Genomic DNA, 14,134 nt, shown 5'->3' with positions numbered 1-14,134 from the left:
CCCCGACCCAGGAGGAACGATCATGACCACGGTGCGCGACGGCCAGGTCAGCGGTTCCGCCGCCCGGCTTCCCGAAGGCCGTTACGGCCGCTCCGTGGAGCTGCCGGGTGTGGTCCACGTACCGCGGGGCGCCGGTGAGCAGGACCGTCGCGGTGAGGCGGGGGTCGGTGCTGGACGCGGCGAGGCGCAGTTCCAGCTCTCCCGGCTCGACGACGCGCCGTCCGTCGCGGCCGGTGAACGAGGCGACGTCGGCCGGGACCGTCACCGTCAGCCGGCACGACTCGCCCGGCCCCAGCCGCACCCGTGTGTAGCCGATGAGGCGCTGCACCGGCTGCACGACCGAGGCCACCGGGTCGTGCAGGTACAGCTGCACGACTTCGGTGCCTTCCCGGTCACCGGTGTTGCGTACCGAGAGGGCGAGAGCGAAGGCGCCGTCCGTACCGCTCTCCCCGTTCCCGACGGTGAGAGCGCTCCAGGTGAAGGCGGTGTACGACAGGCCGTGTCCGAAGGCGAAGGCAGCGGTCGGGTCGATGCTGGAGACCTCGGTGGCCTGGCCCAGCCGGGGTGCCAGATAGGTGGAGGGCTGTGCGCCGGGACCGCGCGGCACGCTGACGGGCAGTCGGCCGGACGGGTTCGTCCGCCCGCTGAGCACCTGCGCCATGGCCGTGGTGCCCTCCACACCGGGGAAGAAGGACTGCACGATCGCGGCCGCTTCGTGCACGGCGCGGCCGAGCGCGTACGGCCGTCCGGAGAACAGGGTGGTCACGACCGGTGTGCCGGTGTCGAGCAGCGCGTCGAGCAGCGCCTGCTGCACGCCGGGCAGCGCGAGGGAGTCGGCGTCGCACCCTTCGCCGCTGGTGCCGCGGCCGAAGAGCCCGGCCCGGTCCCCCAGCGCCGCGACGACGACGTCGGCGCCCTGGGCGAGCCGGACGGCCTCGGCGAAGCCGGACGTGTCGTCGCCGTCGACCTCCGCGCCGCGCGAGGTGACGATCTCCGTACCGGGGAACTCCAGCCGCAGGGTCTCGCGCAAGGTCGGCAGGCTGATCCCGACCGGGACCTCCGGGTGGAGGACGCCGACGTGGGCCGGGAAGGAGTAGCAGCCGAGGACGGCCGTCGGTTCGTCGGCGTTGGGGCCCACGAGCGCGATCCTGCGCGGCCGTGCGAGGGGCAGCGTGCCGTCGTTGCTGAGCAGCACCATCGCCTGCTCGGCGACTTCCCGCGCCAGTTCCCTGTTCGCGTACGAGTCCAGGTCGACCGTGCCGCGCAGCGCCGCCGTGTCGTCGAGGCCGGCCCCGGCCAGCGCCGGGGGCACGGGGCTCCACCCGGCGTCGAGCAGCCCGAGCTGGGCCTTCTGGGCGAGCACCCGGTACAGGGCCCGGTCGACCAGGGCTTCGGGGACCCGGCCGGTGGAGACGGCCTCCAGCAGCGGTTCGCCGAACGTCTTCACGGTGGGCAGTTCGACGTCGACGCCGGCGCGCAGTGCGGCGCCCGCGGCCTCGGCCCAGTCGCCCGTGACCCCGTGCAGCGTCGTGAGGAAGGCGATGCCGAAGTAGTCGGCGACGACCGTGCCCGTGAAGCCCCAGCTGTCGCGGAGCAGTCCGGTCAGCAGGTGTTCGTCGGCCGTGGCGGGGACGCCGTCGGCATCGGTGTAGGCGGCCATGACCGACCGGGCCCCGCTCTCGCGCACCGCCATCTCGAACGGCGCGAGCAGGACGTCGGCGCGCTCCCGGGGCCCCAGGGAGACGGGGGCGAGATTGCGTCCGGCGCGGGAGGCGGAGTAGCCCACGAAGTGCTTGAGGGTCGCGATGATCCCGGCGGATTCGAGGCCCTGGATGTACGCGGTGGCGACGGTGCCGACGAGGTAGGGGTCCTCGCCGATGGTCTCCTCGACGCGGCCCCAGCGGGCGTCCCGCACCACGTCCAGGACGGGGGCGAGGCCCTGGTGCACGCCGACGGACCGCATGTCCGCACCGATGGCCGCGGCCATGCGGCGTATCAGGGAGGGATTGAAGGTGGCCCCCCAGGACAGCGGTACGGGGTACGCGGTCGCTTTCCAGGTGGCGAAGCCGGCGAGGCACTCCTCGTGAGCCAGGGCGGGGAGGGAGAAGCGGTTCGCGGCGATGATGCGCGCCTGCGTGCGCAGGAGGGAGAGCGCGCCGAGGGCGGGGTCGACGGGGGCGGTGCCGAACGGGCGCGTCAGCTGCCCGAGTCCGCTCGGCAGGAGGGCGTCGAGGTCGGCCGACTCCTCCATGTCGTGCTGGTAGGGGGCCACTTCGCCACCCTCGTCCGACGCGCCGACCCAGACTCCGAAGAGCTGGGCGACCTTCTCTTCGAGGGTCATGGCGGCGATCAGGGCACGGACCCGTGTGTCGGTGTCGTGGGCGGGGTCGTTCCAGATGGGAGTGACGGGGGTTGTCTCAACTGCCACGTTGGCGGTCACTTTCCTCCGACGCCCATCAGGCCCTGGACCAGGGCGCGACGGGCGAACAGGTAGACGAGCAGGACGGGAACCGTCGACAGCACCACGGCGGCCAGCAGCCCGGGGATGTTGATGCCGTACTCGGTCTGGAAGTTGTAGAGACCCAGCGTGATCAGCTTGGTGGATTCGGACTGGGTCAGGACGAGGGGGAACAGGAAGCCGTTCCACGCCTGGAGCGCGGAGAACACCACGATCGTCGACAGTCCGCCCTTCGAGAGCGGGAGGACGAGCCGGAAGAAGATCTGCCGCGGCGGGGCGCCGTCGATGGCCATGGCCTCGTAGAGCTCGGGGGAGATGTCGCGCATGGCGCCGCTGAGGATCAGCGCGGAGATCGGCAGGCAGAAGGCGGCGGTGGGCAGGATGACGCCGATGAGGTTGTCGTACAGACCCGCCTTGCTGATGAGGTAGAACATCGGGACGATCACGGCCTGGGCCGGAATGGCCAGGCCCAGCAGGAAGAGCCGGAAGACCCCCGAGGTGATCCTGGAACGGCTGCGCACGATGGCGAACGCCAGCGGCGGCACCAGCAGCAGTACCAGCGCGATCACGCTCGCGGTGACGACGAACGTGTTGACCAGGTACTGCCCGAACCCGCTGGAGAAGGCCCCGGTGTAGTTGTCGAAGGTGAGGTTCCCCGGAAAGGCCAGGGGGCCGTTGCGGGCGTATTCGGGCCTGGTCTGCACGGTCGCGGCGAGCATCACGTACAGCGGCAGGCCGACGAGGAGGAGCCAGACGAGTGAGCCCGCGCCGGCCGGGTAATTGGGGCGTCGCTTCATCACAGACCTTCCGTGGCGCTGCGCATCTTGTCGTAGCCGGACACGCGCACCACGATCAGCGAGATGACCGTCGCGGCGACGACCAGGACGAGGGCGACGGCCGCGCCGGCTCCGAAGTCGAAGCTCTTGAACGCCTTTTGGTACATGTAGTACGCGCTGATCGTGGTGTCGGTCCCCGGACCTCCCTGGGTCAGGATGAGGACCGTCTCGAAGGTGGTGAGCCCGCCGACGACCATCAGGATCATCGAGGTGATGATGGTGTTGCGCAGCTGCGGCAGGGTGATGTGGAAGAACTGGCGGTACCGTCCGGCGCCGTCGATCTCCGCGGCCTGGTAGAGCACCTTGGGAACGGCCCGCGCGGCTCCCTGGTAGAGCAGCGTGTGGAACGGCGTGAACTGCCAGGTGCTCACGAAGGCCAGCACGCCGATGGCGGTGGCCTGGCCGCCGAACAGGTTCCCGTCGCCGAACAGCCACGTGGCCTGGGACGGCACACCGAAGTTCGGGTCGAGCAGGGCCCGCCACAGTACGGACACCGCGGTGGAGGACAGCAGGAGCGGGATGAAGTAGATGGCCGACAGCACCGCGCGGTTGCGCTGCTGCCCCGCCGCCCAGACGCCGAGCAGGATGCTCAGCGGCGTCTGGACCGCCACACCGAGCACGGTGATCAGGAGGCTCAGCCAGATGCTTTTGATCATGACGGGGTCGTCGAGGATTCTGGTCCAGTTGTCCAGACCCACGAACTCGGGCGATCCGAGACCGCTCCAGCTCGTGAAGGACAGGACGGCGACCATGAGCAGCGGGACGATCGCGAAGAGCGCGAAGAACAGCGTGGCGGGGATCGCCCAGGCGAATCCCGGGCGACCCACCTGAGCGGCGGCGGCGCGCGCGCTCCGCGACCGCGACCGGGACCGGGACCCGCCGGTCGTGGTGGGGGGAGGGACGCTTGTCGTCTGTGTGGTCATGGCCGGGTCAGGCGGTGGGGAGGGCCTGCATGGCCTTGATGAAGCCGTCCGCGTCGGTCTGTCCGTTGAAGAACTGCTGGACGGCCTGGTGGATGGGGGTGATGGCGGCCGGCGGATAGGCCTGGTCCCACGACAGCTGGAACGAGGGGGCCTTCTTGACCAGGGCGAACTGGTACCCGGAGTACGCGGGGTTCGCCGCGTCGTCGAGGAACTTCTCGGTGTTCGTCGTGGTGGGCAGGTTGCCGATGGCCAGCTGCTTCTCGACGAACTCGTCGGAGTACATCAGCTTCAGGAACTCCGCGACGGCTTCCGGGTGCTTCGTCTTCTTCAGCACCGAGTAGAAGTTGTTGGTGTTGCCGACGAGGTTGGCCCGGTCGCCCTTGCCGTCCTCGACGCTCGGGAAGGCGGTGTAGCCGAGGTTCTTCGCGGCGAACTCCGGGTCGGCGTCCTGCTGCGTGGCGTAGGCCCACGAGCCCATCAGCTCGAAGCCCGCCTTGCCACCGGCCAGGAGCGCGGGCGAACCGCCGTCGGTGAACTTCACCGAGTCGAAGTTGGTGCCGAAGGCGCCGGCGTCGACGAGCTCCTCGATCATGCCGAGGGCCTTCCTGCTGTCCGCGCTCTCCCAGGCGCCCTGGTCGCCTTCGAGCGCCCTCCGGAAGAGTTCCGGTCCCGCGACCCGGTCGTAGAGGTACTCGAACCACATCAGCGTCGGCCACTTGTCGCCGCCGCCGAGGGCGATCGGTGTCTTGCCCCCGGCCTTGAGGGCCTTGACCGCGTCGAGCAGCTCGTCCCAGGTGGTGGGCGCGGCCACACCCGCGTCGGCCAGCACCTTCTTGTTGTTGAACAGCAGGATCGGCTGTGTGCCGCGCATCGGGACGCCGTAGGACTTGCCGTCGATGACGGCGGTGTCGAAGACCGACGGCAGGAAGTTGGACTTCAGGCCGGGGTCGTCCTTGATGAAGTCGTCCAGCGGCATCAGGAGGTCGGCCTTGACGTACGGCTGGATGCTGCCGCCGCCCCAGTTGAAGAAGACGTCCGGGGCCTGCGGGGTGCTGATGATCGTCTGGAGCTTCTGCTGGTAGTCGGCGCCGGGGATGGTGTCCAGGACGGCTTTGACCTTCGACGTCTTGTTGAAGGTGGCGACGAGCTGCTTCTCGACCTTGTTGGTGGCGTCTCCGTAGACGAGGACGTGGAACTCGCCCTCGCCGGACGACGCCCCGCCCCCCTCGCCCCCGCAGGCGGACAGGCTCAGAGCCAGGGCCAGTGTCACGCCGCCGGCGAGCATGCGGGCGTACCGCGCACGTATCTTCATCTCTGCCTCTCGAAAGTTTCGATAACCGTGCCGAAAGTTCTCGCAGACCCGGACAGTATGGTGCGGTCTCGTGAGGGGTCAACGGGCGTGCGGCGGCGCGACCAAACCGTTACCGGAAAACCGTGCCCTATCCTTCGGGCATGCGCGAAGACGACGATGTGGACGGCCGGGTGACCCTGGCCGAGGTGGCGACGCAGGCCGGTGTCTCCCTCTCGACAGTTTCGAAAGTCCTCAACGGCCGTTCCGATGTCTCCCGCCCGACCCGCACCAAGGTCGAGCGGCTGCTGGAGACCCACGGCTACCGCCGCCGTGCGCACGGAGCGCCCCAGGCGCCCCTCATCGAGCTGGTCTTCCACGAGTTGGAGAGCGTCTGGGCGATGGAGCTCATCCGCGGCGTCGAGAACGTCGCGAAGGAGAACAACGCCAGCGTGGTGCTCACCGAGAGCGGCACCCGTCACGCACCCGGCCCGGACTGGGTCGAGGGGGTCCTGCGGCGCCGTCCGCTCGGTGTGGTCCTCGTCTTCTCCACCCTGCCCGACCGGGTGAAGAAGCAACTCAGGTCCCGGGCCATCCCGTTCGTCATCATCGACCCGGCCGGCGATCCCGAGCCGGACGTGCCCTCCGTCGGCTCGGCCAACTGGTCCGGAGGCATGGCGGCCACCCGCCATCTCATCGACCGCGGGCACGAGCGCATCGCCATCATCACCGGGCCCGAGGACATGATGTGCTCCCTGGCGCGGCTCGACGGCTACCGCTCCGCCATGGCCATGGCGGGCCTCGAACCCGACCCCCGTTTCGTACGGTACGGAGACTTCCACGTCCAGGGCGGCTTCTCGCACGCCATGGAGCTGCTCGAAGCACCGGAGCGGCCCACCGCCGTCTTCGCCGGCAGCGATCTGCAGGCGCTCGGGGTCCTGGAGGCGGCGCGCCGCAAGGGGCTGAGCGTTCCGCGGGACCTGTCAGTGGTGGGGTACGACGACGTCCCGCTCGCCCAGTGGTCGAGCCCGGCCCTGACGACCGTCCACCAGCCACTGCGGCAGATGGCCCAGGAGGCGGCGCAGATGCTGCTGCGGCCGCACGACCCGGGCACGGCGGCCCTGCGCATCGAGCTCGCCACCACGCTGGTGGTGCGGCAGAGCACCGCACCGCCACCCGGCGACGCCTGACGGGCCGCGCCTGGCAGGTTGCGCCCGACGGAAGGCCGCTGCGGCGGGCGGCTGCCGCCCGGCGGCCCGGCCCGCCCTGCGCCTCCCCCTGAACGCCGATAACTTTTGTCGAAAGTTTCGAATAGATTTCGACATATCGTCGCGTCACGCCGAAAGCCGTCGATCTCGACGCCGACCGCCGCCACGGAGAAGGCCGTTGCCTTCGATCCCCCTCCCCCGGCGCAACGCTCGCCGCAACGGCGGCCCGGCGTGCGCGAGCCGTTCCGGACGAACCTCTGCGCAAGTGGTTGACCCCCCAAGGGGCCAGTCGTAAGGTCTCCGCAGTCATTCGGAGAATTTTTCGAAAGTTTCGAATGGCCTGTCGGCTCCACCTCGTCCCACGCGCTCGTGCGGCCCGACCGGCGGCGACAGCGTTCGCCAGGTACGTCCCGACCGTCTCGGTACCGCTCGACCGCCCGACCCCTCACCTGCTCGACACGCACCCGCCGTTCGACGGGGGCGTCGTGCCGCGATGCGGCGGACGCACGCTTCCGTCCCGCCAGAAGAGGATGAAATGGTCACGAGTACTTCCACCGAACGCGGGCGGACCCGTCCGCGCCGGCGCTCCCGCACCCGAAACACGCTCGTCCTCGCCGCGGCGTGCCTCCTCGCCGCGACGGGCACGACGGCCCTCTCCGGCACGGCCGAGGCCGCGGGCACCACCCTCGCCTCCGCGGCGGCCGGCAAGGGGCGCTACTTCGGCACCGCCGTCGCCGCCAACCACCTGGGCGAATCCGCCTACGTCTCCACGCTGAACACGGAGTTCGACTCGGTGACACCCGAGAACGAGATGAAGTGGGACGCCCTCGAAGGCACCAGGAACTCGTTCAGCTTCGGTTCCGCCGACCGGATCGTCAGCCACGCCCAGAGCAGGGGCATGAAGGTCCGCGGACACACCCTGGTGTGGCACTCCCAGCTGCCCGGCTGGGTCGGGGGCCTCGGCGCCGCCGACCTGAGATCGGCGATGAACCACCACATCACCCAGGTCATGCAGCACTACAAGGGCAAGATCCACTCCTGGGACGTGGTCAACGAGGCCTTCCAGGACGGCAGCAGCGGCGCCCGGCGCAGTTCACCCTTCCAGGACAAGCTCGGCAACGGCTTCATCGAGGAGGCGTTCCGTACCGCCCGCGCCGCCGACCCCAGCGCCAAGCTCTGCTACAACGACTACAACACCGACGGCGTCAACGCGAAGAGCAATGCCGTCTACGCCATGGTGAAGGACTTCAAGGCGCGCGGCGTGCCGATCGACTGCGTGGGTTTCCAGTCCCACTTCAACAGCGCGTCGCCGGTTCCCGGTGACTACCGGGCGAACCTGCAGCGCTTCGCCGATCTCGGCGTGGACGTCCAGATCACCGAGCTGGACATCGAAGGCTCCGGCAGCTCCCAGGCCACCAGCTACGGCAACACGGTGAACGCCTGCCTGGCCGTCGCCCGCTGCACCGGCATCACGGTCTGGGGCGTCACCGACAAGTACTCCTGGCGCAGCGGCGGCACCCCCCTGCTGTTCGACGGCAACTACAACAAGAAGCCCGCCTACCATGCCGTACTGTCCGCACTCGGCGGCTCCGCCGGCGGGGGCGGGGGCGGCGGAAGCGCCGGCTGCACCGCGTCCTACAGCAAGGCCGAGGAGTGGGGCGACCGCTTCAACGGCAAGGTGACCGTGACCGCGGGCACCTCCGCGATCAGCAACTGGACCGTGACCGTCACCGTGACACCTCCGCAGAGGATCTCCACGACCTGGAACGGCACACCCAGCTGGAACAGCGGCGGAAATGTCATGACCATGAAGCCCAACGGCAACGGAAACCTGGCGGCCGGGGCGTCGACGAGCTTCGGTTTCACCGTCATGACGAACGGCACCACTTCGGCCCCCGTCATCGGCTCCTGCACCGTCTCCTGACCACCCGGCAGCGCCACGCCCCGGGCCACAGCGGCGGAAGCGGCCCGGGGCGTGGCGCCCCGCACGGTGCGGCCGTGTGTTTTTCACGGCCACCGCGTGACAGCCGGTGGTGTTCCGCGCCGGGCAACTCCGCGATCGTCGAACGCAGACGTCGCTCCAGCGGTATCGGAGCGGACCTCTCATCGCTCCGGCTCCGTACGCGCGTCCGTACGCGCGGCATGTGCCGGTCCAGGAGCTGACCGGGACCCGGAACGGGAGGGGACCCGGTGGACAAGCGCCAAGAGCGCCTACTGCCTCATGGACCCGCTCCGAGAGGGACAACTGGGTCGTGCTCCGCCCCGACGGCGGCACACTTCCCCTCCAGGGCTGGAAGCTTTTCCTCGACGAGAAGGACACGGATCACTGGCGCTCCCTGCTGTCGGACCTGCCCCGCGGCGAATCATCCCCGCTCGTGCCCGTAAACGCTGTTCGTCACGCTCCGGGGCCATGATCCCGCGTCGTACGTCACCGTCACCTGCCCGCGTAAGAGGCCCTCTCGGCCGTGCTCACCGTCTTCCGGCCGTCGGCCGCGCCGAGCAGTCCCGCGCTCACCCAGGTGTCCACCGTGGATTCCACGTGTCGCACCAGGGCCTGCTTGTCCGTGAAGGGGGCGGCGGCCCAGACCTCGTCGAGGAGCGTGGTGCCGTCGGGCCGGGCCGGGTTGGCGACGCCGGACTCCGTGGCGCCGAAGACGACCTGCGGCTCGGCGCGCCGGAAGTAGGCGTGGGTGGGGTCCTCCGTCCCCTCGAAGAAGGGCGCGAACTCGACGCCGTCGAGGGTGTAGTGCAGCGGTTCGCCCTCCACGGGGGTGAGGCTGGGCAGCAGGTCGCCGGAGAGAGCGGCGTTGCGGTAGAGCCCGAGGCGGAGGTAGTCCGTGCGGGCGTCCCGGGCCACGAGGTTGACCGGACCGTAGAACAGGGTCTGCACGGCCGGGTCGTCCAGGGCCTTCTCCACCCGCAGCCGGAAGGGAACCCTCACGCGCACGGTGTCTCCGTCGCGCCAGGTCCGGGACACGGTGAAGTAGCTGCCGGGGACCGGAGTCCCCTTCACCGTTCTGCCGTTGACGGTCACCCGGAAGCCGTCCCGCGCCCAGGCCGGCACCCTCAGCAGCAGGTCGAAGGCGGCGGGCCTGCGGCCCCGGACGGTGATCGTGGACCCCTGCTCCCTCGGGTAGTCGGTCCTCTGGGTGACGGTCACGCCCTTCTCCGCCCAGGTGAGCGTGGTGGGGCTGTAGAGATTGACGTACAGGGCGGTGCCGTCGGGCCGCGCGAAGTACACCGAGTCCTGGTACTTGGTGTGGCTCTCCATGCCGGTGCCCTCGCAGCACGTCGTACCCGCCTTGGGCGTGTAGTCGCGCACGTGTCCGGGGCGCAGTCCGACGAAGTAGGTGACGAGCGGCTTCTCCGCGTCCGGCCGGTCCTGCCGGGAGCCGAGGATCTGGTTGTGGAGCGCCCGCTCGTAGTAGTCCATGTACGCCGGGTCCTGCTCGTGGAAGAACAGCGTCCGGCTCAGCTTGAGCAGGTTGTACGCGCAGCAGGTCTCGGCGTTGGTGTCACTGAGCGTCGCGGCGACGGCCCCGGGCGCCTTCCAGAACTCCGCGGTGCTGGTGCCGCCGATGCCGTACATCCGGGTCGGGACGACCATGCCCCAGAAGTTCTTCGCCGCGGTGAGGTACCGCTGCTCGCCGGTCTCGTCGTACAGCCGGACCAGCCCGGTGAAGACGGGGATGTGCTGGTTGGCGTGCATGCCGTCCAGGACGTCCTCGCCCGCGGCGCAGGCGTCGATGAGCCGGTCGAGGTCGAAGAGCCGGGCCAGCGCCAGGTGTTCGCGCTTCCCGGTGACCGCGTACAGATCGCAGATCGCTTCGACGATGCCGCCGAACTCGCCGCTGGAGAAGATCCCCCACATGCGCTGCAGGGTGGTGGCGGGCAGCTCGGACAGCCGGGAGTGCATCCAGTCGCACATGCCCTCGGCGAGGTCGAGCGCCCGCGCGTCGCCGGTGGCCAGGTACGCGTCGAGGAGTCCGCGCAGGATCTTGTGGGCGGTGTAGTACGGCGCCCACACCACGGTGTAGTTGCCGGCGGTCATCGACTCCAGGGTGATGAACTGCGTCTCCGGGTACGCCGCGAGGAAGCCGGGGTGGCTCGGCGCGCCCCAGGTGCGGCGCAGGGTGGCGTGGAGTCCCCGGCCGGAGGAGTCGGCGAAGGTGGAGCCGCTCGTCTCGTCGAAGCGGTACGAGGCCAGGTCGCCGGCGCCCGCGGAGGACCGGCCGGCGGGCGCGTCCTGGAGTCCGGCGATCTCGGCGGCGGTCAGTGCGCGTGACCAGATGTCGACCCGGTCGAAGGCGCCGGCGAAGACGGGGTCGGCGGGGAAGTGCGACCGGCCGAGCCAGTGGTGGGCGAGGGTCCCGAGCGCCGCCGGGCCGAGGGTCGTCGCGGCGTTCCGGCCGACGGCGGCGCCGTTGACGTAGAGCGTCGCGGTGGTGCCGGTGAGCGTCACCGCGAGGTGGCTCCACCGGTTCAGCGGCAGCGGGGCGGTGCCGTCGACGCCCTGCTCACCGCCGGGGCCGCTGGTGGTGAGGGCGAACCGGGGGTGGCCGTTCGCGTTGCGGGCGGCCAGGTAGAGGTAGCGGGTGGTGTCGTCGCCGAAGTCGAGGACGCGGGTCCAGTCGGCGTCGTGCGTGGGCTTCACCCAGGCGGAGAGGGTGAGGGAGGGTGAGTCGCCGAGTACGCCGGCGGGCAGGTCGACGTACTGGTGGGAGCCGCGCACGTTCTCGGCGGCCGTACCGGACCTCCCGGGGACACTGAGCACGGCCGGATCGCGGCGCAGTGCCTCGCGGACCTCGGTCAGGGCGCCGATCATGTAGCGGATCCTGTCGGAGTAGGCCGCCTCCCCGGTACTCCCGTATGCCTGGGAGAGCATGGTGAGGAAGTGGCCCGTGTAGTGGCCGCGGAGGTTTCCGTTCGCCTCGCCGTCGAGGCCCTCCCAGCCGCCGGGGGCGACCGCGTCGCGGGTGGAGAGCCCGGCGTTGGCGCGGAAGACCTGCACCAGGCGGTCGACGTCGTAGCCACGGCCGTGATCGAGCATCAGGTCGCGCTTGGCGGCGAAGACTCCGTTGCCGCCGAGGGTCACGTCCCTGAGCGGGAAGGGCCGGACCGTCCAGGCGGACGGAGCCGGCAGCGCGGCGCGGGCTGCGCCGGCACCACTGCCGAGTGCGGCGCGGGGCGGGGTCCGGGGCGCCGCGGTGGCCGGGGCCCCGGGCAGGGACGACATCAGGGGCACCGCCGCGACGAGCGTCGCACCGCGGAGAAAGCGTCGTCTGTCCAGGGACGGCATGGACTCCTCATTTCGTCCGAGATATCGAACGTGGTCTGACCTGTCGATCGGAAGGTAGGGCCGTGACGAAGACACGTCAACACCTCCGCAGCAACAGAGGGCGACAGGGAGCACCGGGGAGCAGGGTCGCCGCCGCGCCGGACCCGCCGCCGCGAAGGCGCGTCAGCGCGGTCCGGCCGGACCGGCCGGACCGGCCACCGCCCGGGCCAGGGCCACCAGCTGACGGACGGCCGGATGCGGGGACGCGCTGCGCCAGGCCAGGGAGACGGGCGCGCTCGGGGCGTCCGACAGCGGCCGGTACGTGACACCGCGGTGCGCGTGCATCTGGGCGGTGGAGGCCACCGACGCCCCCGCGCCGCGGCCCGCGGCGATCGCGGTGAGCCAGTCGTCCGTGTTGGCCACCGTGACCGTCGCCGTGGGCCGGATCTCCTCGGGCCACAGGTCCGGCGTCGTCAGGCCCGAGACCGTGTTCAGGACGACCGGGCCGGCCGCGAGGTCCGCCAGCGTCAGCGAGGCCCGCGCCGCGAGCGGGTCGTCCGACGGCACGGCCGCGACCCTGGGCTCCGTGAACAGCAGCTCGGTGACCAGGCCGGGCGTGTCCACCGGGCCGCGCAGTACGGCGGCGTCGACCTCGCCGCGGGTGAGTCCCGCCGTACGGTCGTCGATCCTGAGCAGTTCGAGCGGGGTGTCCGGATGTTCGCGCTGCCAGCGGCGCAGCAACGGGGTGGTGTACGGGCCGAGGGCCGACCAGGCGTGCCCGAGCCGCAGGGGCCGGCGCCGCAGCCGTCCGGCGTCGAGCGCCTCGTCGAAGGCGGTGACGGCGACGGTGGCCTTGTCACGGAAGGCCCGGCCCTCCGCCGTGAGGGCGAGGTGGTGTGTGGAGCGGTCCACCAGCCGCACGCCCATCCGCTTCTCGAGCGAGGCGAGCGTGCGGGAGACGCTGGGCTGGGTGAGGCCCAGCCGGGCGGCGGCCCTGGTCACGTTGGACTCCTCCGCGATGGCGAGGAAGCAGCGGAGATGGCGCAGCTCGATGCTCATGCGTGAGGAGCATAACCACAGCGAGAACGGCATTTCACGCGCGACGCCCGGGTCCGTAGCGTGGGCAGGACGGGTCGGGACGAAGCAACCGGGGAGGCTGGTGTGAAGGACGCGCGGTCCGCGAACGCGGGCAACGGCGCGCAGGCGGGCGCGGCGGTCGTACCGCCGGAGGCGGCGGGCGCCGCGCCCGCGCCGCCCGCCGGCGCCCGGCGTTCCCTGGGGCCGGTGGCGCTCGTCGTCGCGGGCGGTCTCTCGGTGCAGTTCGGGGCGGCCGTCGCCGTGCTGCTGATGCCGCGGGCCGGTGCGCTCGGCGTCGTCACGCTGCGGCTGGTGCTCGCCGCCCTGGTGCTGCTCGCGGTCTGCCGGCCCCGGCTGCGCGGGCACTCCCGCGCCGACTGGGCCACCGTCCTCGCCTTCGGCGCCGCCATGGGCGGGATGAACATGCTCTTCTACCAGGCCGTGGACCGTATTCCGCTGGGCGCGGCGGTCACCCTGGAGGTACTGGGTCCGCTCGCCCTGTCGGTGCTCGCCTCGCGGAGGCTGGTGAACCTGCTGTGGGCGGGGCTCGCCCTCGGCGGTGTGGTGCTGCTCGGCGGAGGGGGCTTCGACCGGCTCGATCCGGCCGGTGCGGCGTTCGCCCTGGCGGCGGGCGGCATGTGGGCGGCGTACATCGTCTTCAGCGCCCGTACCGGACGGCGCTTCCCGCAGGCGGACGGGCTGGCGATGGCGATGGGGGTCGGTGCGCTGCTGAGCCTGCCGTTCGGGCTCATGGAGGCGGGGGCGCGGCTGTTCGTCCCCTCGACGCTGGGGCTGGGGCTCGCGGTGGCGCTGATGTCGTCGGTCCTGCCGTACACGCTGGAGCTGCTGGCACTGCGCAGGCTGCCCGCGGCGACGTTCGCGGTGCTGATGAGCCTGGAACCGGCGATCGCCGCCACGGCCGGTTTCCTCGTACTGCGTCAGGCCCTTTCGCCCGCGGAGGGGCTGGCGATCGTGCTGGTCGTCGCGGCGAGCATGGGGGCGGTGCGGACGCAGGCGGCCGGGAGGGTCCCGACGGGGGCGTAGGCACAACGGAGAACGCCCCCGC

Annotated in this window: 10 protein-coding genes; 4 read left to right on the top strand and 6 right to left on the bottom strand. The window is 71.0% G+C overall.

Annotation, left to right across the window (positions count from 1 at the left end):
- The 4 genes from ACWDZ4_RS33490 to ACWDZ4_RS33475 form a co-directional block, all read right to left on the bottom strand.
- The coding region (locus tag ACWDZ4_RS33490) for a beta-xylosidase/alpha-l-arabinosidase (protein ID WP_451512162.1) at window positions 1-2,440 on the bottom strand (2,440 nt) is incomplete at its 3' end.
- On the bottom strand, window positions 2,437-3,255 hold the full coding sequence (locus ACWDZ4_RS33485) for a carbohydrate ABC transporter permease (RefSeq protein WP_451512161.1): 819 nt from the start codon (window positions 3,253-3,255) through the stop codon (window positions 2,437-2,439). The genes ACWDZ4_RS33485 and ACWDZ4_RS33490, both read right to left, overlap by 4 nt.
- Window positions 3,255-4,217, bottom strand: coding sequence for a carbohydrate ABC transporter permease (locus ACWDZ4_RS33480; RefSeq protein ID WP_451512160.1), 963 nt, complete (start codon window positions 4,215-4,217; stop codon window positions 3,255-3,257). Before ACWDZ4_RS33480 ends, ACWDZ4_RS33485 begins: the two co-directional genes overlap by 1 nt.
- 7 nt (window positions 4,218-4,224) lie before the next feature.
- Window positions 4,225-5,529 carry an ABC transporter substrate-binding protein gene (locus ACWDZ4_RS33475; protein ID WP_451512159.1) on the bottom strand — a complete coding sequence of 435 codons (1,305 nt, stop codon included), beginning with the start codon at window positions 5,527-5,529 and terminating at the stop codon, window positions 4,225-4,227.
- Between the two features lie 140 nt (window positions 5,530-5,669).
- On the opposite strand from ACWDZ4_RS33475, the gene ACWDZ4_RS33470 reads away from it, so the two are divergent.
- The 3 genes from ACWDZ4_RS33470 to ACWDZ4_RS33460 all read left to right on the top strand — a co-directional run bounded on the left by ACWDZ4_RS33470 (window position 5,670) and on the right by ACWDZ4_RS33460 (window position 9,127).
- Window positions 5,670-6,695, top strand: coding sequence for a LacI family DNA-binding transcriptional regulator (locus tag ACWDZ4_RS33470; protein WP_451512158.1), 1,026 nt, complete (start codon window positions 5,670-5,672; stop codon window positions 6,693-6,695).
- Between the two features lie 553 nt (window positions 6,696-7,248).
- Window positions 7,249-8,637, top strand: a complete 1,389-nt coding sequence (locus tag ACWDZ4_RS33465; protein WP_451512157.1) for an endo-1,4-beta-xylanase — start codon at window positions 7,249-7,251, stop codon at window positions 8,635-8,637.
- A 106-nt stretch (window positions 8,638-8,743) separates the two neighbouring features.
- On the top strand, window positions 8,744-9,127 hold the full coding sequence (locus ACWDZ4_RS33460; protein ID WP_451512156.1) for a class III lanthionine synthetase LanKC N-terminal domain-containing protein: 384 nt from the start codon (window positions 8,744-8,746) through the stop codon (window positions 9,125-9,127).
- A 20-nt stretch (window positions 9,128-9,147) separates the two neighbouring features.
- On the opposite strand, the gene ACWDZ4_RS33455 is transcribed toward ACWDZ4_RS33460, so the two are convergent.
- Together ACWDZ4_RS33455 and ACWDZ4_RS33450 are read right to left on the bottom strand one after the other, a co-directional pair.
- Window positions 9,148-12,012, bottom strand: a complete 2,865-nt coding sequence (locus ACWDZ4_RS33455) for a beta-L-arabinofuranosidase domain-containing protein (protein ID WP_451512155.1) — start codon at window positions 12,010-12,012, stop codon at window positions 9,148-9,150.
- 162 nt (window positions 12,013-12,174) lie between these two features.
- On the bottom strand, window positions 12,175-13,050 hold the full coding sequence (locus tag ACWDZ4_RS33450) for a LysR substrate-binding domain-containing protein (RefSeq protein WP_451512154.1): 876 nt from the start codon (window positions 13,048-13,050) through the stop codon (window positions 12,175-12,177).
- Between the two features lie 102 nt (window positions 13,051-13,152).
- Here ACWDZ4_RS33450 and ACWDZ4_RS33445 point away from each other — a divergent pair, with 102 nt between their 5' ends.
- The gene (locus ACWDZ4_RS33445) at window positions 13,153-14,112 is read left to right on the top strand and encodes an EamA family transporter (protein WP_451512153.1); all 960 of its coding nucleotides are present in this window, start codon (window positions 13,153-13,155) and stop codon (window positions 14,110-14,112) included.
- Window positions 14,113-14,134 lie beyond the last annotated feature (22 nt).

Source organism: Streptomyces sp. NPDC003016, from assembly GCF_053591455.1.
The sequence above is the reverse complement of the archived record's forward strand: the minus strand, read 5'-3'. Positions and strand labels throughout refer to the sequence as shown.